Origin of the sequence: Salinibacterium sp. NSLL17, from assembly GCF_015864935.1 — a bacterium.
GTDB lineage: Bacteria > Actinomycetota > Actinomycetes > Actinomycetales > Microbacteriaceae > Rhodoglobus.
This window is the reverse complement of record NZ_JADYWH010000001.1, coordinates 893,678-916,036: the sequence shown is the minus strand read 5'-3', so window position 1 is coordinate 916,036 and position 22,359 is coordinate 893,678. Positions and strand designations below refer to the sequence as shown.

At 60.7% G+C, this 22,359-nt stretch carries 23 protein-coding genes and 1 tRNA gene; 14 read left to right on the top strand and 10 right to left on the bottom strand.

Features of this window, described 5'->3' with window-relative positions:
* Nucleotides 1–48 precede the first annotated feature (48 nt).
* The 3 genes from I6E51_RS04415 to I6E51_RS04405 all read right to left on the bottom strand — a co-directional run bounded on the left by I6E51_RS04415 (nucleotide 49) and on the right by I6E51_RS04405 (nucleotide 2,119).
* A complete protein-coding gene (locus tag I6E51_RS04415) occupies nucleotides 49–1,122 on the bottom strand; it encodes a folate-binding protein YgfZ (protein ID WP_197109550.1) in 1,074 nt (357 codons plus the stop codon).
* Nucleotides 1,112–1,708 carry an FABP family protein gene (locus I6E51_RS04410; RefSeq protein WP_197109549.1) on the bottom strand — a complete coding sequence of 199 codons (597 nt, stop codon included), beginning with the start codon at nucleotides 1,706–1,708 and terminating at the stop codon, nucleotides 1,112–1,114. The genes I6E51_RS04415 and I6E51_RS04410 overlap by 11 nt, the downstream gene beginning before the upstream one ends.
* A gap of 156 nt (nucleotides 1,709–1,864) precedes the next feature.
* Nucleotides 1,865–2,119: a hypothetical protein gene (locus I6E51_RS04405; RefSeq protein ID WP_197106318.1), complete on the bottom strand. Its 255-nt coding sequence runs from the start codon at nucleotides 2,117–2,119 to the stop codon at nucleotides 1,865–1,867.
* A gap of 95 nt (nucleotides 2,120–2,214) precedes the next feature.
* On the opposite strand from I6E51_RS04405, the gene I6E51_RS04400 reads away from it, so the two are divergent.
* The 8 genes from I6E51_RS04400 (at nucleotide 2,215) to pstB (ending at nucleotide 11,562) form a co-directional block, all read left to right on the top strand.
* Nucleotides 2,215–2,946 (top strand): response regulator transcription factor, encoded by a 732-nt coding sequence (locus tag I6E51_RS04400; protein ID WP_197106319.1) that lies wholly within the window; start codon nucleotides 2,215–2,217, stop codon nucleotides 2,944–2,946.
* 74 nt (nucleotides 2,947–3,020) lie between these two features.
* The gene (locus I6E51_RS04395) at nucleotides 3,021–5,201 is read left to right on the top strand and encodes an RNA degradosome polyphosphate kinase (protein ID WP_197106320.1); all 2,181 of its coding nucleotides are present in this window, start codon (nucleotides 3,021–3,023) and stop codon (nucleotides 5,199–5,201) included.
* Nucleotides 5,198–6,136, top strand: a complete 939-nt coding sequence (locus tag I6E51_RS14500) for an NUDIX domain-containing protein (protein WP_197109548.1) — start codon at nucleotides 5,198–5,200, stop codon at nucleotides 6,134–6,136. Before I6E51_RS04395 ends, I6E51_RS14500 begins: the two co-directional genes overlap by 4 nt.
* A gap of 103 nt (nucleotides 6,137–6,239) precedes the next feature.
* Nucleotides 6,240–7,319, top strand: coding sequence for a phosphate ABC transporter substrate-binding protein PstS (locus I6E51_RS04385; RefSeq protein WP_197109547.1), 1,080 nt, complete (start codon nucleotides 6,240–6,242; stop codon nucleotides 7,317–7,319).
* Nucleotides 7,320–7,495: 176 nt separating this feature from the next.
* Nucleotides 7,496–8,590, top strand: a complete 1,095-nt coding sequence (locus tag I6E51_RS04380) for a phosphate ABC transporter substrate-binding protein PstS (protein ID WP_197106323.1) — start codon at nucleotides 7,496–7,498, stop codon at nucleotides 8,588–8,590.
* A gap of 147 nt (nucleotides 8,591–8,737) precedes the next feature.
* Nucleotides 8,738–9,682, top strand: a complete 945-nt coding sequence (gene pstC / locus I6E51_RS04375; RefSeq protein ID WP_197106324.1) for a phosphate ABC transporter permease subunit PstC — start codon at nucleotides 8,738–8,740, stop codon at nucleotides 9,680–9,682.
* Nucleotides 9,682–10,764 carry a phosphate ABC transporter permease PstA gene (pstA, locus tag I6E51_RS04370; protein WP_197106325.1) on the top strand — a complete coding sequence of 361 codons (1,083 nt, stop codon included), beginning with the start codon at nucleotides 9,682–9,684 and terminating at the stop codon, nucleotides 10,762–10,764. Before pstC ends, pstA begins: the two co-directional genes overlap by 1 nt.
* Before the next feature lie 18 nt (nucleotides 10,765–10,782).
* On the top strand, nucleotides 10,783–11,562 hold the full coding sequence (pstB, locus tag I6E51_RS04365) for a phosphate ABC transporter ATP-binding protein PstB (RefSeq protein ID WP_197106326.1): 780 nt from the start codon (nucleotides 10,783–10,785) through the stop codon (nucleotides 11,560–11,562).
* Nucleotides 11,563–11,637: 75 nt separating this feature from the next.
* On the opposite strand, the gene I6E51_RS04360 is transcribed toward pstB, so the two are convergent.
* The 6 genes from I6E51_RS04360 to I6E51_RS04335 all read right to left on the bottom strand — a co-directional run bounded on the left by I6E51_RS04360 (nucleotide 11,638) and on the right by I6E51_RS04335 (nucleotide 16,335).
* On the bottom strand, nucleotides 11,638–12,900 hold the full coding sequence (locus I6E51_RS04360; protein WP_197109546.1) for a Dyp-type peroxidase: 1,263 nt from the start codon (nucleotides 12,898–12,900) through the stop codon (nucleotides 11,638–11,640).
* Complete coding sequence (locus tag I6E51_RS04355; protein WP_197109545.1) at nucleotides 12,901–13,470, bottom strand: copper chaperone PCu(A)C; 570 nt, start codon at nucleotides 13,468–13,470, stop codon at nucleotides 12,901–12,903. It abuts the gene before it with no gap.
* 7 nt (nucleotides 13,471–13,477) lie between these two features.
* Nucleotides 13,478–14,050: a copper resistance protein CopC gene (locus tag I6E51_RS04350; protein WP_197153685.1), complete on the bottom strand. Its 573-nt coding sequence runs from the start codon at nucleotides 14,048–14,050 to the stop codon at nucleotides 13,478–13,480.
* 106 nt (nucleotides 14,051–14,156) lie between these two features.
* On the bottom strand, nucleotides 14,157–14,759 hold the full coding sequence (locus I6E51_RS04345) for a hypothetical protein (protein ID WP_197109543.1): 603 nt from the start codon (nucleotides 14,757–14,759) through the stop codon (nucleotides 14,157–14,159).
* 86 nt (nucleotides 14,760–14,845) lie between these two features.
* The gene (locus tag I6E51_RS04340) at nucleotides 14,846–15,742 is read right to left on the bottom strand and encodes an anti-sigma factor (RefSeq protein WP_197109542.1); all 897 of its coding nucleotides are present in this window, start codon (nucleotides 15,740–15,742) and stop codon (nucleotides 14,846–14,848) included.
* A complete protein-coding gene (locus I6E51_RS04335; protein WP_231599859.1) occupies nucleotides 15,739–16,335 on the bottom strand; it encodes a sigma-70 family RNA polymerase sigma factor in 597 nt (198 codons plus the stop codon). Before I6E51_RS04335 ends, I6E51_RS04340 begins: the two co-directional genes overlap by 4 nt.
* 526 nt (nucleotides 16,336–16,861) lie before the next feature.
* Between I6E51_RS04335 and I6E51_RS04330 the strand changes: the two genes are divergently transcribed.
* The 4 genes from I6E51_RS04330 to I6E51_RS04315 are packed head-to-tail and all read left to right on the top strand — an operon-like array spanning nucleotide 16,862 to nucleotide 20,992.
* Complete coding sequence (locus tag I6E51_RS04330) at nucleotides 16,862–18,073, top strand: PotD/PotF family extracellular solute-binding protein (RefSeq protein WP_197109540.1); 1,212 nt, start codon at nucleotides 16,862–16,864, stop codon at nucleotides 18,071–18,073.
* Nucleotides 18,073–19,254, top strand: a complete 1,182-nt coding sequence (locus I6E51_RS04325; protein ID WP_197109539.1) for an ABC transporter ATP-binding protein — start codon at nucleotides 18,073–18,075, stop codon at nucleotides 19,252–19,254. The genes I6E51_RS04330 and I6E51_RS04325 overlap by 1 nt, the downstream gene beginning before the upstream one ends.
* 2 nt (nucleotides 19,255–19,256) lie before the next feature.
* Nucleotides 19,257–20,174: an ABC transporter permease gene (locus tag I6E51_RS04320; RefSeq protein ID WP_197106335.1), complete on the top strand. Its 918-nt coding sequence runs from the start codon at nucleotides 19,257–19,259 to the stop codon at nucleotides 20,172–20,174.
* Nucleotides 20,171–20,992: an ABC transporter permease gene (locus tag I6E51_RS04315; protein WP_197109538.1), complete on the top strand. Its 822-nt coding sequence runs from the start codon at nucleotides 20,171–20,173 to the stop codon at nucleotides 20,990–20,992. The genes I6E51_RS04320 and I6E51_RS04315 overlap by 4 nt, the downstream gene beginning before the upstream one ends.
* Here I6E51_RS04315 and I6E51_RS04310 read toward each other — a convergent pair.
* Complete coding sequence (locus I6E51_RS04310) at nucleotides 20,989–21,618, bottom strand: DNA-directed RNA polymerase subunit beta (RefSeq protein ID WP_197106337.1); 630 nt, start codon at nucleotides 21,616–21,618, stop codon at nucleotides 20,989–20,991. The two genes, I6E51_RS04315 and I6E51_RS04310, sit on opposite strands and share 4 nt — an antisense overlap.
* Nucleotides 21,619–21,643: 25 nt before the next feature.
* Between I6E51_RS04310 and I6E51_RS04305 the strand changes: the two genes are divergently transcribed.
* Nucleotides 21,644–21,716: transfer RNA gene (locus tag I6E51_RS04305), tRNA-Lys, on the top strand.
* Between the two features lie 96 nt (nucleotides 21,717–21,812).
* On the top strand, nucleotides 21,813–22,289 hold the full coding sequence (locus I6E51_RS04300) for a hypothetical protein (protein WP_197106338.1): 477 nt from the start codon (nucleotides 21,813–21,815) through the stop codon (nucleotides 22,287–22,289).
* Nucleotides 22,290–22,359: the final 70 nt, after the last annotated feature.

The following is a 22,359-nucleotide window of genomic DNA, read 5'->3' as shown; positions in this document are numbered from 1 at the left end:
CAATGAACGTTCAGAGTCGCCTGGACTGTGGACAGCGAATGGATGGTGCTAGCCGCGAGTGACGGCTCCGAGCCGAGGCAGGCGCGGCACGTTGGCTTCGGCACCCGCGTCAGGCGGAACGATCACTTCTTGCGCTGCGGCGATCTCACCGATGTCGGAGGCAACAGCCAGAGTCTCCGCGGCATTCACTCCCCGTTTGATCACGGCGAGAGCGATGGGTCCCAGCTCAAAGTGTCGTGCGGAAGCGGTGACGCTGCCGACAGTCTTTTCGCCCAGTTTCACTTCGGCACCCGCTTCGGGCAGTGCGCCCTCAGAGCCGTCGAGGTGCAGCATCACAAGGCGACGAGGAGGGTGCCCAAGGTTGTGCACCTTGGCCACTGTCTCTTGCCCGCGGTAGCAACCCTTGTTGAGGTGCACGGCGGAGCGCATCCAGTCGAGTTCGTGCGGGATAGTACGGTCGTCGACTTCGGAGCTGTAGCCCGGGCGCCAGGCAGCAATGCGGAGTGCGTCGACGGCGAGCGATCCTGCGGCGGCGAAACCGCTGAGGTCGGCGTCGGCTGCGACGAGTGATTCACGGTAGTTCCAGGTGGCAGCCGGGTGCGCATCAGTTGTGGAGTACTGGTGCCCGCCACGAGTCACGGTTGCCCACGGATCGTGCCAGTCAAGTGCGGTGTCGCGCGAGACGGCAACGGGAAGCTCAAGCGAGGTGCCGAAACTGCCAATCGTCATGAAGTCGTCGCTGCGGTCGGCAATTTCGACGCGCAGCATGAAGCGCATGCGATCGAACCAGGCGGCGAGCGCCTCGCGTTGCGAACCATCGACAAGCAACCAGACGGTCTCGCCATCGTCGACAAGGCGCATGGCGTGCTCAACGCGACCGTTGGGGTTCAACAACAGCGTTTCGGCGCTCTCTCCGGGCTGAAGCCCCTTGAGCGACTGTGTCGTCAGAGAGTCGAGCCACGTGAGCCGGTCGGGACCGGTGATCGTGATGACTGCGCGGTCGGCAAGCTCGACAATGGAACGCCCCTCGACAAGAGCGCGTTGCTCGCCAAACGGGTTTCCGTAATGCTCGGGAGGGGTTCCGACCGCGCCGGGCCGAGCCGCAAAGGAATTATTCGACACGAGCGAGTCTTCCTGAAGCGTGCGTGCGGAGATCTTGGCCGAGCGCGGCAATATCCCACGCCCAGAGCAAGTGGCCTTCAACGAGGCCGAACATGCGAGTAGCTGCCGTGTACTCTTTGGCGCTTTCGGTGCGCATCACGGCGTCGGTAGCCAGATCGATGCGTGGCCCTTTCACTTCGCCGATATAAAACTCGTTGATGCCACTTGGATGCACGATCGATACTTCGATTTCGAAGCCGCCGTCGGCTGTGCGCAGCGTTTCGACGTCGTCAGCCGTGCCGTAGGGGCGTTCGCCGATCGCGGGCAACAGGCCGGGACCGGGGTCTCCCTCGGTGGCGGGACGGCGAAGTCGCCAGTACCCGGTTTCGGTGACGTGCGGAGTTTGCTTGTCGTCAAGCAACCACGTGTACGAGTTGTAGTTGAGGTGCGGAAGACCGTCGTGAGTGAAGCTGATGCGCTGCCCAAATTCGACGCTGCGTGACTCTTCGCCGAACTTATAGTCGACGATGCCAGTGCCTTCCCACAGTCCAACGAGCCACGAAAGTGGCGCGAGTTCAGCGGGGCCGGAGGTGTCTAGCTCAATCACGATGCGGCGCGGTTAGCGCTGGCCGCGAAAGAGGTTGTAGACAACGACAACCGACACGTAGCCGATTGACAGCGTCGCGAGACCGAGAAGGCCGACGAAGAAGAGCTCAAGTGCGAGAAGCATGTACTAATCCTATCCCTGTGCAGCCGAACCGCACTAAATCAGAGCGAAAATCGCGGTAGCGGCCGCGACGATGACAAGCGCGCCAACCATGCTGGCGGTGGCTCGCGCCACGAATCCCTCTTTGCGGTGAATTATCAACTGGATAACGAAAGTAAGAATGACGCAGGCCGCCAGCACGATCGCCAGCCACGTCACCCGCAGCTCCGGTGCCTCGAAGACACCAATAATGACGGCACCGATAAGACTTAATGCCCATACGGGCACGACGCTCCACTTTTGCCAAGTCATGCTCCCCATCGTATCGACGAATGGGCGAAGCCGGGCCCCGTCAAGGGAGAGCGCGAGCACGCGCTAGAATTTCTTTCACGCAGTGGGGAGGCCATATGGCACACATCTTGATGCTTAGCTCTGCGCCCGACGTTGAACCGCTCCCAGCCCTGGGATTGCTCAGCCATACGGTGGAGGTAGTCGTTGCTGCGCCTGCAACTCTTGTTGCCGCCCCAACGACAGACCTCATCATGGTCGACGCGACCACAAATCTTGCGGCAGCCAAAGGGCTGTGCAACGTGCTCAATTCCAGCGGAATAGCGGTTCCGTTGTTCGCCATTGTCACCGACGGCGGCCTGGCGGCAGTCAATCACCAGTGGCACATCGACGATTTCCTCGTTGCAGGTGCCGGACCAGCCGAAGTGGATGCTCGCATCCGGTTGGCACTGGCCCGCCGCGAAGGTGAGAGTTCCGCCTCGAAGATTCGAGCATCCGGAATCGTCATCGACGAAGCCAGCTACTCGGCGAAGGCGCGCGACCGCTCTCTCGACCTCACCTTCAAAGAGTTCGAATTGCTGCGCTTCTTGGCCTCACACCCCTCGCATGTTTTCACGCGTGAGCAGCTCTTGAGCGAAGTCTGGGGTTACGACTACTTCGGTGGAACCCGCACGGTAGACGTGCACGTGCGTCGCTTGCGCGCCAAGCTCGGGGATCTCGAATCGCTCATCGGCACCGTACGCAACGTTGGTTACTGCTTCAATATCGCGGAAGAGACAGAAAAAGCCCCCGCCGTAGATGTAGTTACTAGCTCCACCGCCGACCTCGATCAGCAAAGTATCGCTGTCTAGCAAAGCGCTATCAACTGCCTCCCAGTGTGGGCGGAGTTAATCAGTTGTTCATCACTCAGTGGCAGGATGAGGGGATGGACAACGAGACCGCGATCGTCGACCCGAGCTCTGCAACGGACTCGCTTGACGAGTACGACAATGACGAGTCGTCGAGTGTTGATGATGGAACACTGATTTACGATCGCTACCTTGATCGGGAATTGAGCTGGCTAGCCTTCAACCAGCGCGTGCTCGAACTAGCCGAAGACGAGTCTCTGCCCCTGCTCGAACGCGCCAACTTCTTGGCCATCTTTGCGAGCAACCTCGATGAGTTTTTCATGGTGCGCGTTGCTGGCCTCAAGCGCCGTATCGACACCGGGCTTGCCGTGCCAAGCAACACCGGCCGGGCGCCGGCAGAGGTTCTCGAAGAACTGAGTGCTGCCGCCCACGCCCTGCAAGAGCGCCACGCTGCCGAGTTTCGCAACAGTGTGAAGCCTGCACTGGATTCCGAGGGCATCCATATCGAAACGTGGGCCGACCTCGGGCCGGAAGACCGCGAGCGCGTTCACGACATCTTCTCCAATCAGATTTTTCCCGTGCTGATGCCGCTGGCGGTCGACCCCGCGCATCCGTTCCCCTACATTTCGGGGCTCTCGCTCAACCTGTCGATTCGAGTGCGTAACCCGAAGACCCAAAAAGAAGAGTTCGCGCGCCTGAAAGTGCCGAGCGTTCTGCCTCGCTTCATCCAATTGCCGGATGACGGCAGCGACCAGCTGCGCTATATCCCGCTCGAAGATTTGATCTCCAATCACCTGGGCGCCCTGTTCCCCGGTATGGAGATTCTGGCGCACCACGAGTTTCGCGTTACCCGCAACGAAGATGTCAACGTTGACGAAGATGAGTCGGAGAATCTCATCAAGTCGCTCGAGAAGCAGATTCTCAACCGTCGCTTTGGGCCGCCCATCCGGCTCGAAATCACCGACGACATGGATGACGTCACGCTCGGCCTGCTCGTTCGCGAGCTCAAGATCACCGAGCAAGAGGTCTATCGCCTTCCGGCACCACTGAATCTCAGCGGACTCTTTCAGCTCGCCGGCATCGACCGCCCCAAGCTGAAGTATCCGCGCCACGTGCCGATCACGAGTCGCAGCCTCATGCCGACCGAGGGCAATGAGCGGGCGGATATCTTCCGAGCGATCGCACGCAAAGACATCCTGCTGCACCACCCCTATGAGTCGTTCTCCACGAGCGTTCAGGCGTTCCTCGAGCAGGCCGCCGCTGACCCCAACGTGCTGGCCATCAAGCAGACGCTGTATCGCACGAGTGGTGACAGCCCCATCGTCGAGGCACTCATTGACGCCGCTGAGGCCGGGAAAGCAGTTCTGGCACTTGTCGAGATCAAGGCCCGCTTCGACGAGACCGCGAACATCTCGTGGGCTCGCAAGCTCGAGAAAGCCGGAGTGCACGTCGTGTACGGACTCGTCGGCCTCAAAACCCACTGCAAGCTAGCGCTCGTGGTGCGCCAAGAAGAGGGCAAGCTTCGTCACTACGCCCACATCGGCACGGGAAACTACAACCCGAAGACCAGCCGCCTCTATGAAGACCTGGGGCTGCTCACGGCCGACGATCAAGTCGGAAAAGACCTCACGAGACTCTTCAACGAGCTCTCGGGGTACGCGATCGAAAAGAAGTTCAAGCGGCTTCTGGTGGCTCCGCGCCATCTGCGCAAGGGCCTCATCAAGCAGATTGAGAACGAAGCCGCCAACGCTCGCGAAGGCCTGCCATCAGGCATCCGCATCAAATTGAACTCGATGGTGGATGAGGCGATCATTGACGCGCTCTACCGGGCGAGCAATGCTGGCGTTCCGATCGACATCGTGGTGCGCGGGATTTGTTCCCTGCGGGCGGGAGTTCCCGGCCTTAGCGAAAACATTCGGGTGCGCTCGGTCCTCGGTCGCTACTTGGAGCACTCGCGAGTATTTGCGTTCCACAACAGCGGAGACCCTCAGGTGTACATCGGCAGTTCTGACATGATGCACCGCAACCTCGACCGTCGCGTTGAAGCCCTTGTGCGCATCGTCGAACCCGACGACATCGCGGAACTCGAGTACATGTTCGACCTCGCCGTCGACGAAGAGACCTCCTCGTGGTGGCTCGATGCGGCAGGCGATTGGGTGCGCCACGGCCGTTCAGAGACCGGTGAACCCCTCAATGACATGCAGAATGTTCTTATGAAGCGAATAACGCAGCGCAAACGAGGAGGGTCTCGCCGGTGAGCGCCGCGAACACTCCGGTCCTCGCCGCAGGCATAGTCTGCTGGCGCGTTGTCGACGGCAAACCGCGAGTGTTGCTCGTGCATCGCACCGTTCACAAGGACGTCTCGCTGCCCAAGGGCAAGCTCGACCCTGGTGAGATGCTGCCGGAGACCGCTGTGCGCGAGATCTTCGAAGAGACCGGGTTAACCGTCGATCTCGGGGTGCCACTCGGCGACGTGCACTACACACTCGCTAACGGCCGCGACAAGTATGTGCACTACTGGGCTGCCGAAGTGAACGACCACATTCTTGAGCGCGCCAAGTTCACCCCCAACGGCGAAATCTCCTCGCTCGAATGGTTATCGCTGGCAAAAGCACGCAAAAAGGTCAGCTACACGCACGACATTGACATTCTCGATCGCTTCGCGTCCGTCTACGACGCCGGTAACGCGCGCACCTTTGCGATGATCGCCGTTCGCCACGGCAAAGCCGTTCCCGGGGAAACCTGGGACGGACCGGATGCCACCCGCCCGCTCATGCACCGCGGAACAGACCAGGCTGCCGCCATCGCCGGGAGCATTGCTGCTTTCGCCCCCAACCGCATCCTGAGCAGCACCGCAGCGCGCTGCCTCGCCACAATCACCCCGCTCGCGCAACGCACCGAACTCGAAATCAAAGCGACCGATGATCTGAGCCAAGACGCCTACGCGAGCAACGGCAAAGCGGTGACCGCCCTCGTCGCCAAGCGACTCAAGAAGCAGCAGACGGCTGTGATGTGTAGTCACGGGCCCGTATTGCCACAGATAGTGGGGGCGCTCGCCGAAGCCGCCCAGGCAAAGCCCGACTCCCAGTTGCGCGCAGCGGCCCTGCTCAACACCGGTGACTTTTCGGTGCTGCACTTCGCCCGCGATGCCAAAAAACCGCGCCTCGTAGCGGTGGAGACCCACGAGTCCTAAGTCAAGCCTGCCCACCCTGCAGGCCATCAAGGTTGCCGGGCGGTGAATTACTAGGGAATTCGCGAGACAATGACGTGCACGTCATTTTCTCGAAGGGACCCCAGTGAAGTTCACCCGCCTCGGCACCGTCAGCATCATCGCGATGACCAGCGCACTCGCGCTCACCGGGTGTGTACCCACCGACCTTAGCGACGCGTCTGGCCCCTCCGGCACCATCATCGGCGCCGGCGCCTCGTCACAGCAGGCAGCGCAAGAGGCATGGGTTCGAGGTTTCCAGCTCGCCAACGTGGCGGCAACGGTCGAATACGACCCCATCGGCTCCGGAGGAGGACGCGACACCTTCATTGGTGGTGGCGCAGTGTTCGCGGCATCCGACCGCGCATTCAAGGTCGAAGAAATCGCCGAAGCCGACTTCGTTTCGTGCGTGCCCGGCACCGGCATCCTTGAAATCCCTGCCTATATTTCACCGATCGCCATCATCTTCAACCTCGAGGGGATCGACTCGCTCAACCTCGACGCCGAGACCATCGCTGGCATCTTTACGGGCGAGATCGATCAGTGGGATGACGCGGCCATCGCCGAGCAAAATCCCACCGTTGAGCTGCCCAGCCTGAACATCACCGCCGTACACCGCGCCGATGACTCGGGCACCACCGCCAACTTCACCGACTATCTCTCTGGCGCAGCACCCGACGCCTGGACGGTTGGCTCAATCGAGAAATGGCCGCTCGAGTACGGCGGTGAAGCGGCACCGCAAACATCCGGTGTCGTGGATGCTGTCACCAACGGAACGGGAACGATTGGCTACGCCGATGCCTCGCGCGCCGGTGACCTCGGCACCGTCGCCGTGAAGGTCGGTGACGAGTACGTCTCCTACTCGGCAGAAGCCGCCGCAGCGATTGTCGATGTCTCGCCGTTTGGGGAAGGCCGTGGCGACACAGACTTTGCGGTCGACATTGACCGAGCATCCACCGCCAGCGGCGTGTACCCGGTTGTGCTCATCAGCTACCTCATCGCCTGCAACGAATATGCTGCCACCGACCGGCTGGATGTCATTAAGGGCTACTTGAACTACGTGATCAGTCCCGAAGGTCAGCAGGCTGCTGCCGCGTCTGCCGGTTCGGCCCCCATCTCGGACTCGCTCTACGAGAAAGCGTTGGCCGCCGTAGCCGCGATGAAGTAATTTACAGCTCCTCCCCGTCGTCATCCCCGCGAAACCGGGGCTCACCCTTCTCATGTTGATTCGGCGTTTACCTCCCGTTTACCTAACCGGGCGAAGGTGGCTACCTGCCGTGCCTAAGTTTTCTATTTGGGTCGCACCGACCTGAAACCTGTAATCAACATTCCGAAGGGAAAACTGTGAACTTCAAGCGTCTTGGCACCATCGGTGCCATTGCTATCGCAGGCACGATCCTCCTCTCCTCCTGCGCCACAGCAGCCGAAGACGGCAGCAGCGATGAGAACATGTCCGACCTCACTGGCACCCTCGTTGGCGCCGGAGCTTCGTCGCAGCAGTCAGCCCAGGAGGCCTGGGTTGCTGGATTCCAGACGGCCAACGAGAACGTCACGGTCGAGTACGACCCCATCGGTTCTGGTGGAGGACGCGACACGTTCATCGGTGGCGGAAGCCAGTTCGCTGGATCCGACCGCGCATTCAGCGCCGAAGAAATCGCTGAAGACAACTTCGCATCTTGCGTACCCGGCACCGGCATCCTTGAGATCCCGGCCTACATCTCCCCCATCGCGATCATCTTCAACATCGACGGCATTGACTCGCTCAACCTCGACGCTGACACGATCGCCGGCATCTTCACGGGTGAAATCACCAACTGGAGCGACGATGCAATCGTCTCCCAGAACGATGGCGTAGACCTCCCCGACCTCGGCATCACCGCAGTTCACCGCGCTGATGACTCGGGAACGACCGCGAACTTCACCGACTACCTGTCGGCTGCAGCTTCGTCGGTCTGGACCGTCGGATCGATCGAAGCCTGGCCAACCGAGTTCGGTGGCGAGGGTGCTCCTCAGACCTCTGGTCTCGTTGACGCAGTAACCAACGGAACCGGAACCATCGGCTACGCCGACGCATCGCGCGCCGGTGACCTCGGAATCGTTGCCGTCAAGGTCGGCGACGAGTACGTGCCGTACTCGCCTGAAGCTGCAGCAGCAATCGTTGACGCCTCGCCCTTCGCAGCAGACCGCGGCGAGACCGACTTCGCTGTAGAGATCGACCGCGCCTCCGACGCATCGGGTGTCTACCCGGTCGTTCTGATCAGCTACCTCATCGGTTGCAACGAGTACGCATCAAGCGACAACGTTGACCTGGTGAAGGCCTACATGTCCTACATCATTAGCGACGAAGGCCAGGCAACTGCCGCAGAGTCCGCTGGTTCAGCTCCGATCTCCTCGACGCTGTTCGAGAAGGCTCAGGCTGCAGTAGACGCCATCAAGTAACACCTCGAGTCTGCTTCGACCCCGTTGCTACTGGCAGCGGGGTCGGGCAGACTTTGCACTGGGCCCGGCGCACCGCGCAGTCCCCGTGAGCACCACGCAGTACAGATCACGCACTAAGCCAAGCCAGGGATAAGGGATACTCGACACATGACCTCGACTGCGGCCGCCCGTATTCGCGCGAAACAGCGCCCCGGAGACCGCCTCTTCTCAGGTACGGCCCTCACCGCTGGCGCGCTCATCCTCGCGATTCTCGCCGCCGTCGCTGCCTTCCTCGTCATCCAGGGAGTTCCCGGAATCACCGCGGATCCCGAGAAGACGACGCTCCTTGAAGGAACGAACTTCTGGGCGTATGTCGGCCCGCTCGTCTTCGGAACGCTCTGGTCAGCTGGCCTCGCCCTCATCATGGCCGTACCGATCGCCATCGGCATCGCGCTCTTCATCTCGCACTACGCGCCGCGCCCGCTGGCAGCAACCCTCGGTTACATCATCGACTTGCTTGCCGCAGTGCCCTCCGTAGTCTTCGGCCTCTGGGGTGGCAACGTTCTCGCCGTCGGCGTGCAGCCCGCCTACGCGTGGCTTGCCGATAACCTCAGCTGGATCCCCTTCTTTGCCGGCCCTGCCTCTGGCACCGGCCGCACCATCCTCACCGCTTCCATCGTGCTCGCCGTCATGATCCTGCCGATCATCACCGCCATCTGCCGCGAAGTCTTTCTCCAGACCCCGGTGCTGCACGAAGAAGCTGCACTCGCCCTCGGCGCCACGCGCTGGGAAATGATCAAAATCGCGGTGCTTCCCTTCGGTCGCGCCGGCATCGTCTCGGGAGCAATGCTCGGCCTCGGTCGGGCCCTCGGCGAAACCATGGCTGTTGCGATGGTGCTGTCGGCCTCCAACGTCATCACCTTCAACGTGATCAGCTCGACTAACCCGTCGACAATCGCCGCCAACATCGCACTGAGCTTCCCCGAGGCCTACGGACTCAATGTGAACGTACTGATCGCAACAGGCCTGATCCTGTTCGCCATCACGCTGATCGTCAACACGATCGCGCGCTACATCGTCAACCGCCGCAAGGAATTCTCGGGAGCGAACTGATGACTACCACCACACCCGCGCGCCCCATCGAGAACGCCTACGCCGCCGGGCAACTGCCCCGCTGGGCTCCCCTGCTCATCCTGATCAGCAGCCTTGCCACTTTCGTCATCATCTTCCTGTTCGTTCAAGCAGGCCAGGATGCAGCCGAATTCAACGTCGTCGGCGCCGTGCTTTTGGGCGTCGTGCTCTACGGCGTCGTTCTCGTGACCGTCTCACGGCTCGTTGAAGGCCACCGTCGCGCCACAGACCGCCTTGTGACGACTCTGGTTACGCTCGCGTTCGTTATCGCGCTCCTGCCGCTCATCTCGCTGCTGTACACCGTGGCGATCAACGGCGCTGCCCGCTTCGACCTCGACTTCTTCACCCTCTCGCTGCGTAACGTCGTCGGCGAAGGTGGCGGTGCGGCCCACGCCATCATCGGCACCCTGCAAATGACGCTCGCTGCAAGCATCATCTCGGTGCCCATCGGTCTCATGACCTCGATCTACCTCGTCGAATACGGGCGCGGTCGTCTTGCCCAAGCGATCACCTTCTTCGTGGATGTCATGACCGGCATCCCCTCGATCGTCGCCGGTCTCTTCGCCTACTCCCTCATCGTGATCTTCTTCGGCCCCGGCGTTCGCGTCGGAATCGCCGGAGCAGTCGCCCTGTCGGTGCTCATGATCCCCGTGGTCGTGCGCTCGAGCGAAGAAATGCTGCGACTCGTGCCCAACGAACTGCGTGAGGCTGCGTTTGCACTCGGCGTGCCCAAGTGGCTGACCATTCTGAAGGTTGTGCTGCCGACATCCATCGCCGGAATCACGACCGGTGTGATGCTCTCCATCGCCCGCGTCATCGGTGAAACCGCCCCGCTGCTGGTTGCCGCTGGCTTCACCAACAACTTCAACTACTCGCTGTTCAGCGACCGGATGCAGAGCTTGCCCGTATTCGTGTACAGCTCCTACATTTCTCAGGGCACCGACGCCCAGGCCTACATCGATCGGGCGTGGGCTGGAGCACTCACCCTCATCCTGATCGTGATGGCACTGAACCTCCTGGCACGCATCATCGCCAAGATCTTCGCCCCCAAGACCGGTCGATAACCGAAGGAACCCCCACTCGTGTCTAAGCGCATCGAAGTCAATGACCTCAACGTCTACTACAGCAAGTTTCGCGCTGTAGAAGGTGTGTCACTCACCATTGAGCCCCGCACCGTCACCGCCTTCATCGGCCCGTCTGGTTGCGGCAAATCAACGTTCCTGCGCACCCTGAACCGTATGCACGAGGTAATTCCCGGTGCGTACGTTGAGGGTGAAGTGCTCATTGACGGCAACAACCTCTACGCGCCCGGTGTTGACCCCGTAAGCGTTCGCCGCCAAGTGGGCATGGTCTTCCAGCGCCCCAACCCGTTCCCCACGATGTCGATTCGCGACAACGTGATTGCTGGTGTGAAGCTCAACAACTCCCGCATGAGCAAGAGTGACGCCGACGACCTCGTCGAGCAGTCCCTCATCGGGGCGAACCTGTGGCAAGAAGTTAAAGAACGCCTCGACAAGCCAGGATCAGGACTTTCTGGTGGACAGCAGCAACGACTCTGCATCGCGCGCGCCATCGCCGTCAAGCCCGACGTCGTACTGATGGATGAGCCGTGTTCGGCCCTCGACCCCATCTCGACCCTGGCCATTGAAGACCTCATCGAGGAACTCAAGCAGGACTACACGATCGTGATCGTGACCCACAACATGCAGCAGGCCGCCCGAGTCTCTGACCGCACCGCATTCTTCAACATCGCGGGCACCGGCCAGCCAGGCAAGCTCATCGAATACGACGACACCACCACCATCTTCTCGAACCCCAGCATCCAAGCAACCGAAGACTACGTCTCGGGCAAGTTCGGCTAACGAGCCACCTAAGCACAACAGAACAGCCCCCGCGCCAGCTGGCCGGGGGCTGTTCTCGTTGTCTGCTCGCACGCTCTAAAAGAGGGTGTCTCCGATGTAGCCACCCTGCTGACAGCCGGGCGGAATAGCAAAGACCGCAGACCCGACGGGCGTTGTCCACGTGTTGAGCAAGTCAAGCGTGTCGAGAGCCTTCTGCACGGGAACGAACTGCTTATCGACATCCGCTTGGAATGCGGCGAACAGCAGCCCCGAGTTCGAGACGCTCTCGGCGCCCGTCAGCACCGTGTCGTCGTAGTTGTAGCCACGACGGAACATCTTGTTTGCTGCCTCGTTCTCTTTCGCCCGGCGAACATGGGCGAAGGCGGGAATGACAGGGAAGCCCAGTCTGTCTTTGGCCTCCAAGTCGGGTTCGTCACCCTCAACGGTGCCAGTGAGGGGCGCACCGGTGTCGAGGGTGCGACCGATCGTCTCCTCGCGGCCGAGGCGGTCGATCTTGTCCCAGCCATCGAGATCCATGGCGATACGGCGCAACACGAAACTCGTGCCACCCTCCAGCCACGAAGGAACGTCGGTGCTCCACACAGCGTCACTGAACTCGGTGGTGCCAGGCGAAGGATTTCCGGTGCCATCGAGCTGACCAAACAGGTTGCGCATCGTGGCGGCGGGATTCTCGGCTCCCGCCGCGCGACGGAAGCCGCTCTGCGACCACCGCGGCAGAGCGAAGCTCCGAGCATCCTTGAGCAGCATGCGCGCGGTGTGCGTGACCGTCAGCGGGTCATTGGCAGCGATCTGGATGAGGAGATCGCCATCACAGTACGCCGGATCGAGCTGGTCAATACCGAAGGCGGGAAGCGGGCGCAGCCACTCGGGAGCAGCTTTGCCTGCCAGCTCGACAACGCGAGGACCGAATCCGAACGTGACCGTGAGCTGCGCCGGGATGACGGCGAGCTCAGGCTCGGAGTCCGCCAACGCGGGCTGGCCTGCCGTGAGGCGAGCCGCGTCATCCGTCACGACGCTCATGAGGCGACGCAACCCAGCAGCGTCGATATCGTCGCGTAGATCGAGCGCGATAAAGACGGCGTTGGACTGGGCTGGCGTTTCGATGCCAGCCTGGTGCACCCCATAAAACGGCACAGCACCTTCAAAGGCCTCCTGCGGGGTGAAACCCGCAGTCGTGGCATCGCCAGAGCTCGTCGGTGCGACCGAACCCGAAGTGCCACCAACGATGCTCACTCCGGCTGCTGTTGCCGCGCCGACGCCCGCCGCAGCGGCACCGCCCCAGAGGAGGTGCCGCCGCGAGAGCCGACGCGAAGTGTCAGGCTCTACTGGTTCAGACAATTATTCGTCCATCTCCATGTCATCGTGGTCCGTGTCGCCGTTGTCCATGTCCATCTCGTCGTCGCCCTCGTAGTTCTCGTTGGCGCCGGAGTAGTCCTTGGCCGGAGCCGTGAACTCAAGCGTGCTGCCATCATCGAGCGTGAGGGTGACAGTGACGTCATCTCCCGCAAGAATCGGGTCAGTAACGCCCATGATCATGATGTGGTTTCCGCCGGGCTCAAGCATGAGCATTCCGCCCGCCGGAATGGTGAAGCCACCCTCGATCGGCTGCATGACCATGTCGCCCGATTCGTTCTCCAGCGTCTCGTGGAGTTCCGTCATATCTGAGGCACTCGTGGTCGCCGACACGATCGTGATGTCGTGATCGGTGGGGTTTTCAACCATGCCGAACGCGGCCGTCATGCCGCTGTCGATTGCCTTGACCCACGTGTCGGACGTCGTGAGAGTAGTGGCGGTCGACTCCATGCTGTCGTCGCCATCGGTGGATGCTGTGGTCGAGCATCCGGCGAGAGCAAGTGCCCCTGCCGCGAGAACGGCGATGAGGCTAAAGGTGTTTTTGGTGCGGATCATTTCTGTATTACTTCTTTCGTCGAATCCAGAACCATCGCGCTGCGATGACTCCGGCAAAAAGGACGATGCCGCTGCCGGCACCGATGAGGCTGGTAACAACGAGCGGACTCATGCCCGTTGTCGAGGTGTCTGTTGCTGAGGCTGCGGTGTCTTCTTGCTCCGAGGCTTCTTCTTCGAGGCCGAAAGTTGCCCCCGGCGTCTCCTGACCAACCGCGAATTCAAAACTGCCCGAAATCGGGTGGCCATCGCTCGACACCACACGCCACCGCACCTGATAACTGCCCTCGGGCATGTCAGGCAGCAGAGGCTGGATGGCTGTGCGATCTGTCACCTGCATGGGTCCACTGACCCAGTCGGTGCCGTCGGCATCCACCACCATGGCAAGTTGCGTGATGTCCATGAGTTCGCCCGTAAATTCGAGAGTGATCTCGCTCGGGGCAACCTCAAGCACTTCGTTCTCATTCGGTATTTGCCCAATGATTTGATCGTGGGCAAAAGCCGTCTGAGGCATCGCGAATACGAGCAGAGCAGCAAGAGCCACTCCCCCGACTACGCGCGCACTAGTGCGCACAAACGTCATCTGAGTTGTCAGCTTTCCGTTGTTATCGCGGAGGCACACACAACCGCACAGGGGCGTGCGCGCAACCGCACAGGGGCGGCACGAAGCCGCCACACTGCAGAGAAGGTTAGGAGAAGACCGCGCTGACGGTCGGTGGCCCTCTGCGGCTCACAACGGAACGTAATAACTGAAGCGTTGCCACAAACTCGTCGCGGCAGACGGCGTTAGCAACAACCGTGCGACGGATAACAACCGGAACAACCTGTGTCGAGAACAAGTGACGAAGGTGGCGGCCAGCACTCGCGGCAATCGAACTGAGAGCGGTCACGCCCTGACGCAGCGCCACAATCGTGATGATGCCGGCAACAATGTGCCCTGCGGTCATTGCCCCCGCACCGTGCGAGCCATGGTTAATCGACCCAGCGAGGACCGTGAACGCGAGGTCGTGGTGTCCGCTGGACTGAGCCACGACGTTGCCCGGATTGCCGATAACCGCGAAGACGGTGTGGAAGAGCGTTTGAGCAATCGTGACCGCCACGGCGACGCGCGGAAGCGACATCCGCTTTCCGATGAGCGGAATGCTGATGAGCGCCGCGAACGTAAGAGCGAGAACGAGAGCAACCCAGCTGGGCATGCTGCCGCCAGCAAAAACGTGAGCGGCTGCGGCAACAAAGACCGAGAAGGCAGCGACGATCAGCGCCCGGAGAACTTGGGTTCCCCTGCCGATCATGATTGCTCCTCTGAGTGCGACAGTTCGCGAGTGACGCGAGCCAGCTGCGTGGGCGAGCCAGCCTGCGTTAGCGACTCAGCAACAGTTTACGCGCTCTCGAAGACAACGATGGGATCGGTGGTTGGTGCATCCGAGCCGCCCTGAGGTTCGATCGTGACACCGATAATATCGCCGGCACCCATCTCGCCATCAAGCACGCGCCAGGTGGGACCATCGTCAGCGGCATCCATGAGACCCGCCGGCCGAGCGCCAGAGTCATCGATGTACCAGAGTTCGTAAACCTGATCAGCGGGCAGCGCTTCAAGACCATCCACAATCACTGCGGATGATGCGAGTTCACTCGACCACACGAAGGTAGCCGTCGCGCCGCCCGTAACAGTCGAAACCAGCCGCTGCGAATCACTCGCCGCGTTAATTGCCGCAAGCTGGTCAGCCTGCTGCGACGCAAAAGTGGACTGCTCAATGCTTGAGCGACCGATGGAATCAGCCACCACCCCACCCGCAACAATGAGCGCCACTGCGGCGGCAACCGCGGCGAGCGCAGTTGCCGGACGCGTAAACCAGCGGGCCTGAGCTTTGGTCTGAGCGGGAGTTGCCGGGGCAGCAGGCGCGGTGCTTGACTGCTCAGCCGAGTCGTCAGCCGCGAGCGCAGCCGAAGCTGCCAACGGCGTGACGTGTGCGAGTGGCGCAGATGCGGCATCCACACTGTCGGCGTCGCTTTCTGCAACAACGTCGGCTTCGCGCGGCAACTGTGGAGTCTGCGCAATCAGCGCCATGAGGTTGTTCTTGAGCGCTGGCGGCGGCGTGACAGGGTCAACAGCCAAGCCGAGTGCTACTGCCGTGTCAGAGAGTTCAGTGGTTTCGGTGCGAGTTTCGCTGGACGAGGCCAGGTGCTTCTCGAATGCTTCGCGCTCTTCTGGGCTTAACGCGTTGAGGGCGTAGGCGCCAGATTGGGCGGCGAAGTCGTCGTTGCGGTCGTTCATGATGCCACCCCCATTTCGTCGCGTAAGCGAATCATTCCATCACGTAGTCGGGTTTTGACAGTGCCGACAGGAACCTTGAGCATGGTCGCCACCTCACTGTGGCTGTAGCCGCCGTAATACGCAAGGGAAACAGCTTGGCGCTGGAGTTCAGTCAGTCGGGACATGGCCTTCTCTACCCTTTCGTGTTCGAGTCGGACTTCTATGGTTTCTGAAACGTGATCGTAGTCCGGGTTGTGATCACGGATGCCGATGCGCACGTCACGGTCGCGAGACGACTGTGATGCACGCACACGGTCAACAGTTCGGCGGTGAGCCATGGTGAGAATCCAGCTGACCGCGGCGCCCCGGTTCGAGTCGAAACGGGTTGCGGTTTGCCAGATCTCTAAGAAGATTTCTTGCGTCACTTCTTCGGACTGCGAATGGTCACGCAGGAGCCTCTTGACGAGTCCAAAAACTCGGGGGGCCATCTGGTCATAAAGCGCGCTAAACGCGGCTTGATCACCGGTGGCGACACGCTCGAGTAGGTCTTGCGGGCTTGTGGCGGGCACGCCGGGTTCTTCGGGCGTTACGCCGACATCAGCTTCACGAGACATAAGGACAAGCATGACAGGTTCCTGTGCTCCTTCATCGCAGTTTTCGGGTTCAGCAGCGAATCTTCAGTCAGTGGATGCGGGCCGACACTGGCTTGTGTCAGTTGCTTTCACTGGTGGGTAATTCGGTGCCCTCGCGTGAAGGGATTGGTCGGCATTCAGAAACCGTGGTGTTGTCTCGCGGCGCAGTACTGTCGTGCAGCATTGTGCCCGGACAGAAGAAAAGCCGAGCCACAGAGAACGCCTCACGACGCAGGGCCGCTCTAAGCGGCTAATTTTGGAGCCCGGGGTTACTGTGGCCCGGCGAAGAAAAGTGTAGCAAAGGGCTTCCTGTGCGCACGCTCCGAATGCGCTCCTGTGAGCAGACGCCCTTTGTTTCCGGTTTGTGCGGATTTCGTGACAAATATATTGCAATGCCGATGTTTTCGACACTTTTTAATGATTTTCCTGCGCATATGTGCAAATATCAGTCAGCCCTACAGCGCAGCGGGGCGTCCGGTGCACGTCACGAATGCTAGGAGAACTTGTCATGAAGTCCAAGCCTTTACCTGCTGATCCGATCATCCGCGAGCTGGTCCGCAAGGCCCAGAGCGCCACCATGAATCGACGTGCGTTGCTGACTGGTGCCGCTGCAGGCGCGACCGGGCTTGCACTCTCTGCCTGCTCGACCGGCCCTGCTGAATTGACCGCAGCCCCAGACACCAGCGCCACCGACAAGCTCGTCCGTTGGGACAACTGGGCGCTGTATGTCGACGTCGATGATGCGGGCAACTACCCCACCATCGACGCCTTCGAAGCTCAGACCGGCATCACGGTCGAATACACCGAAGCTGTTGACGACAACAACACCTACTACGCCAAGGTCAAAGACCAGCTCTCGCTCGGCAAAGATATTGGTGCCGACGTCGTTTGCCTCACGGACTGGATGGCCACTCGCCTCATCCGCTTTGGCTACGCGCAGAAGCTTGATCGCAGCAAGATGCCGAACGTCGACAACCTGTTGCCGTCGCTGCAGAACGTCGACTTTGACCCGGGTCGCGAGTTGAGCATCCCGTGGCAGGGCGGCTTCGCGGGCATTTGCTGGAACAAGGAACTGCTGCCCGGTGGAATCGAATCCGTTGAGGATCTCTGGAAAGCCGAGCTCAAGGGACGCGTCGGAGTGCTCTCGGAGATGCGCGACACCATGGGCCTGATCATGCTCGCCCAGGGCGTCGATATCGCCGGAGACTGGGGCGACGACGAGTTCAACGCAGCGATCGACGAGTTCTCGAAGCAAGTGGCCGATGGCCAGATTCGCAACATCAAGGGCAACTCCTACAAGGAGGACCTTGTGAACGGCGACACCGTTGCTGCGATTGTGTGGTCGGGTGACATCGTGCAGCTGAACGCCGAAAACGGTAACAAGTGGGAGTTCATCGTTCCCGACGATGGCGGAACTCTGTGGAACGACAACTTCATGGTGCCGATTGGCAGTGGCGCGAAGTCGAACGTGGAAGAAATGATCAACTACTACTACGACCCCGAGGTCGCTGCCGAGGTAGCCGCCTACGTGAACTACATCACTCCGGTCAGCGGAGCCCAAGAGGCCGCCGCCGCCATCGATCCTGAGCTCGCCAACAACAAACTGATTTTTCCCGACGACGAGATGCTGTCGAAAGCGTTCGTGTTCCGTGAGCTCGACAGCTCTGAGGAGCAGAAGTACAACACCGCTTTCCAGAGCGTCGTGCTCGGGGCAGCTTAATGACGACAGACACGTTCGCGGAGAGTGGCGCCGACCTGGAGTTGGTGGGAATCCATAAACGCTTCCCCGGCTTCACAGCGATCGAAGAACTCAACCTCACGATCCCCGCAGGGTCATTCTTTGCACTGCTCGGACCATCTGGCTGCGGCAAGACAACGACGCTGCGACTCGTCGCTGGCCTCGAGGCTCCCACCGCTGGACGGATCCTGGTCGGCGGCACCGATGTGACCAACCAGAAGTCGTTCCAACGCCCCGTCAACACGGTGTTTCAGAGCTACGCCCTTTTCCCGCACATGACCGTACTGGAGAATGTCGCTTTTGGGTTGCGTCGCCGCAAGATGGCCGACCCGCTGGGCAAAGCGCACGAAGTGCTGCGACTGGTGGAACTTGACCACCTCGCTAGCCGGCGACCTCAGCAACTCTCCGGAGGGCAGCAGCAGCGCGTTGCGCTGGCGCGCGCCATCGTCAATCGGCCAGCACTGCTTTTGCTCGATGAACCGCTGGGAGCACTCGACCTCAAGTTGCGTCGCCAAATGCAACTTGAGCTCAAAACCATCCAAGAGGATGTCGGTCTCACCTTCCTGCACGTGACTCACGATCAAGAAGAGGCCATGACTATGGCCGACACGATCGCCGTGATGAACAAGGGCCGCATCGAGCAGATGGGCGCCCCCCAAGAGCTCTACGAATTGCCCAGGACATCGTTTGTGGCGAACTTCCTAGGGCAGTCCAATCTGTTCACCGGCCCCGTTGTGAGCACGACAAGCGCGGGTGTGGCAGTGGATGTCGCGGGTCACAAAGTTGTCGTGCCCACCACCCGAGCGCACCGCACAACCGGTGAAATCACGATCGGCGTGCGCCCCGAGAAGTTGACCTTGCACTCCGCAAAGCCCACCCATGACGCTGACGTCAACGTGATGGGCCCCGGCCGCGTCACGGATGTCTCGTTCAGCGGCGTGAGCACGCAGTATTTGGTCGAGGTCCCCGGCGCAGGCACGCTCATTGTGTTCGCGCAAAACATGACCTTCGGCTCTGACGTCAAGTTCGGAGATGAAGTGTGGGTCAGCTGGGGCGTTGGCCACGGTTTTGGCCTTGACGACGATCCTGCGGATGCTCCGCGGTTCGAGGCTGACTTCGACACTCGCTCGATTGCCGCGCAGCGCCACCTCGAGGGTGCGTAGCGATGGCTTTCGCGGCTTTCTCTACGACAGCTGCTCCGACTTCTTCTGACAGCATCAAGAAGAAGAGCCCGGTAGCGCTCCTGTTGCTCCTGCCCGGCATCCTGTACCTCGTTCTCTTCTTTCTCGCGCCCTTGGTGTCGCTGCTGCTGACGTCGTTCAAGGTGCCGGCAGAGTTCGGAGACATTGGAGAGTTCAGCTACGCGTTCCGTTGGGAAAACTACACAGACGTCATCAGCGCGTACTGGCCCCACATTCTTCGCTCATTCGGCTACGCGATCACGGCCACGTTCTTTGCTCTGATCATTAGTTACCCCTTGGCGTATTTCATCGGGGTCAAAGCTCGTCGTTGGCCGCTGCTGCAGAGCCTCGCCCTGGTAATGGTCGTCGCGCCGTTCTTCATCAGCTTTCTGCTGCGCACGCTGGCATGGAAGCAAATCTTCTCGGATGAGTCGTTTCTGGTGACCTCGCTCAAAGCAATGTCGCTGCTTGCCCCGGATGCCCACGTCACGGGAACCGCCTTCTCGGTGATCTTCGGCCTCACCTACAACTTCATCCCGTTCATGACGCTGCCGTTGTACACGACTCTGGAACGGCTCGATGTGCGCTACCTCGAAGCCGGCAGTGACCTTTATGCCAGCCCGTTCCACGTATTCCGCAAGGTAACCATCCCGCTCTCCATGCCGGGCATCGTGGCAGGGACCCTGCTCACGTTCATTCCTGCCGCGGGTGACTACATCAATGCGAGCCGAGAGTTTCTCGGTGGCACCGGAACCCAAATGATGGGCAATGTGATCGAGGCGAACTTTCTTGTGCTGCAAAACTTTCCGGCGGGAGCAGCTCTCTCCATCATTCTGATGTCAGCAATTCTCGTGATGGTGAGTTTCTATGTGAAGAAGTCGGGAACGGAGGACCTGCTGTGAAACACTCCATCAGCAAATGGGTATTACCCGCGTACAGCGCCCTCGCGCTGCTGATCCTCATGATTCCGATCGGCTACACCTTCGTCTATAGCTTCAACGATTCGCTCAAGTCGAACATCACGTGGCGCGGATTCACTTTCGACAAGTGGCTCAACGTCTGCAACGTGCAAAACGGCGCCGTGTGCGAGGCCTTCGGTAACAGCATCTTCATCGGTGTCGTAGCAACAGTGCTGGCGACCACCCTGGGCACCATGATCGCCATAGCGATGGTGCGCTATCGGTTCAAGTTCCGCTCGCAGCTGAGCCTGTTCCTGTTCCTCCCTATGGCTACCCCGGAAGTTGTATTGGGTGCCGGGCTTGCTGCCCAGTTCCTATCGATCGGTGTTCCGAAGGACATGCTGACCATCATTTTGGCCCACACAATGTTCTGCATTAGCTTTGTGGTCGTCGCGGTGAAGGCCCGCGTTGCGAGCTTGGACCCCGCGCTCGAAGAAGCCGGCCGCGACCTCTACGGCTCAGCGCTTCAGGTGTTCCTGCGCATCACGTTCCCGCTGTTGCTCCCCGGTATTCTCGCCGCAGCCCTGCTGTCGTTCGCGCTGTCATTCGACGACTTCATCATCACCAACTTCAACTCGGGCGCTGTGTCGACCTTCCCCAAGTACATCTGGGTATCGGCGGCACGAGGAATCCCTGCTGAAGCGAACGTTCTCGCTTCAGCAGTGTTCATCCTCGCGTTGATCGTTGTCGTCACCGTGCAGGTGTCGGGCGCGGCCCGAGCGAAACGACTCGAGAAACTGCACCAGGCCGGAGTGAACTAGTCGAGCGAACCTGCGCGGAATAGTTTCGCGCAGGCCGTGAACTCTTGGGCGGTGAGCGAGTAGCGAGCGGCTCGAGTCGTGAGCTCACTCGCACGCTCGGGATTGAGGAGCTCCTGATCATCCGCAACGCTCGTCGCACCTGATGCCAAGATGCGACTGAAGGATGCCGCCCGATCGAGCGCGACCCCGAAGTCGCCGTGGAAGAGCCCGCGCAGAATCTGGTCAGCAAGCTCCTTAATCTCGTGAGGCCCGGTCGGATTCACGGCACCGGTCACGGCGGCATCGATAGTGGGAAGAGTGTCGATACCGCGCTGGAAGAGAAGGCTTGTGCCCACCGCATCCTGCTGGATGACGGCACGCAACAAATAGATGCGCCAGAGTGCGCCCGGAAGGCTGCTGGCGCTCGATCGCGACCAGAGTTCGGCGAGCGCATCGATGCCGTGCTTGTCGGTGTACGCAACGATGCGGTCGACTACGGCAGGGTCATCCGAATTGCGGGCACCATCGATGAGTGCATGGGCCGTGTCATGGGCCGCGCGCATTATTTGGGCTGGATCCTGACCGCCTTCGAATGTGTCAAACTTATCTCCAGAGTATTGAGTGGGCTTATGGAAGTTATCTGCCATAAGTTCACGGTACGCTTAACGTGTAGGGCTTGTAGCTCAGTTGGTAGAGCATCGGACTTTTAATCCGCGGGTCCCGGGTTCGAGTCCCGGCGGGCCCACATTTTTCTTCGCCTTCGAAGTAGCTGATTGCGGTTCTTCTCCGGCTTGCGGTTGTTTTCCGCATTCAGGAGCGTGCCGCGATTAGGCTCCTCACCATGGAGTTATGGGACGCTGGCGGAACGAACTATCTCAGCATCGAGCCCATGGCGTACCAGTTTGAGGATGTACGGGTCGATCCCTACGACGCCAACTGGCTGTTGATCGACGGGCGTGCGCGCTGCGGCACCGAAGAGTGGAACTTTCTCGAGCCATGCTTGCTCGTCGAGGAAGCGCTCAACTTGGGCACGTGGCTGACGCGTGCCGCCCGCGGACTTGTTGAGCCAATAGAGCTGAGCGGGGCGGGCGCGCTGCAGCCCACCATTTCTCACGTCGAACCGAACCTCGGATTTGGTCTCGTGAGTTGGGATCCCTCTGCCGTCGTGCTCCGCGTGTTCCTCTGGCTTGAGTCACAACCGCCGAGCGTGACGAGCGAGATGGAATTCTTCATGGACCTCACGATCGCGCCGAGTGACCTCAAGCAGGCGGTCGCGGCGTGGGAGACGGAACTCGCCGAGTTCCCCCTGCGCGGCTAGGACGCTCACCGCGAGTGCTGCCGAGGCACTGCTAACGTCGCGCTCAACGCGCCCCTATGTGGGGACAGCG

Coding starts and splice junctions, on each gene's coding strand:
- I6E51_RS04405 (WP_197106318.1), bottom strand. CDS start 2,119: ATGACTTGGCAAAAGTGGAGCGTCGTGCCCGTATGGGCATTAAGTCTT.
- I6E51_RS04400 (WP_197106319.1), top strand. CDS start 2,215: ATGGCACACATCTTGATGCTTAGCTCTGCGCCCGACGTTGAACCGCTC.
- I6E51_RS04395 (WP_197106320.1), top strand. CDS start 3,021: ATGGACAACGAGACCGCGATCGTCGACCCGAGCTCTGCAACGGACTCG.
- pstC (WP_197106324.1), top strand. CDS start 8,738: ATGACCTCGACTGCGGCCGCCCGTATTCGCGCGAAACAGCGCCCCGGA.
- pstA (WP_197106325.1), top strand. CDS start 9,682: ATGACTACCACCACACCCGCGCGCCCCATCGAGAACGCCTACGCCGCC.
- I6E51_RS04355 (WP_197109545.1), bottom strand. CDS start 13,470: ATGATCCGCACCAAAAACACCTTTAGCCTCATCGCCGTTCTCGCGGCA.
- I6E51_RS04350 (WP_197153685.1), bottom strand. CDS start 14,050: ATGACGTTTGTGCGCACTAGTGCGCGCGTAGTCGGGGGAGTGGCTCTT.
- I6E51_RS04345 (WP_197109543.1), bottom strand. CDS start 14,759: ATGATCGGCAGGGGAACCCAAGTTCTCCGGGCGCTGATCGTCGCTGCC.
- I6E51_RS04340 (WP_197109542.1), bottom strand. CDS start 15,742: ATGAACGACCGCAACGACGACTTCGCCGCCCAATCTGGCGCCTACGCC.
- I6E51_RS04335 (WP_231599859.1), bottom strand. CDS start 16,335: ATGTCTCGTGAAGCTGATGTCGGCGTAACGCCCGAAGAACCCGGCGTG.
- I6E51_RS04330 (WP_197109540.1), top strand. CDS start 16,862: ATGAAGTCCAAGCCTTTACCTGCTGATCCGATCATCCGCGAGCTGGTC.
- I6E51_RS04325 (WP_197109539.1), top strand. CDS start 18,073: ATGACGACAGACACGTTCGCGGAGAGTGGCGCCGACCTGGAGTTGGTG.
- I6E51_RS04320 (WP_197106335.1), top strand. CDS start 19,257: ATGGCTTTCGCGGCTTTCTCTACGACAGCTGCTCCGACTTCTTCTGAC.
- I6E51_RS04310 (WP_197106337.1), bottom strand. CDS start 21,618: ATGGCAGATAACTTCCATAAGCCCACTCAATACTCTGGAGATAAGTTT.
- I6E51_RS04300 (WP_197106338.1), top strand. CDS start 21,813: ATGGAGTTATGGGACGCTGGCGGAACGAACTATCTCAGCATCGAGCCC.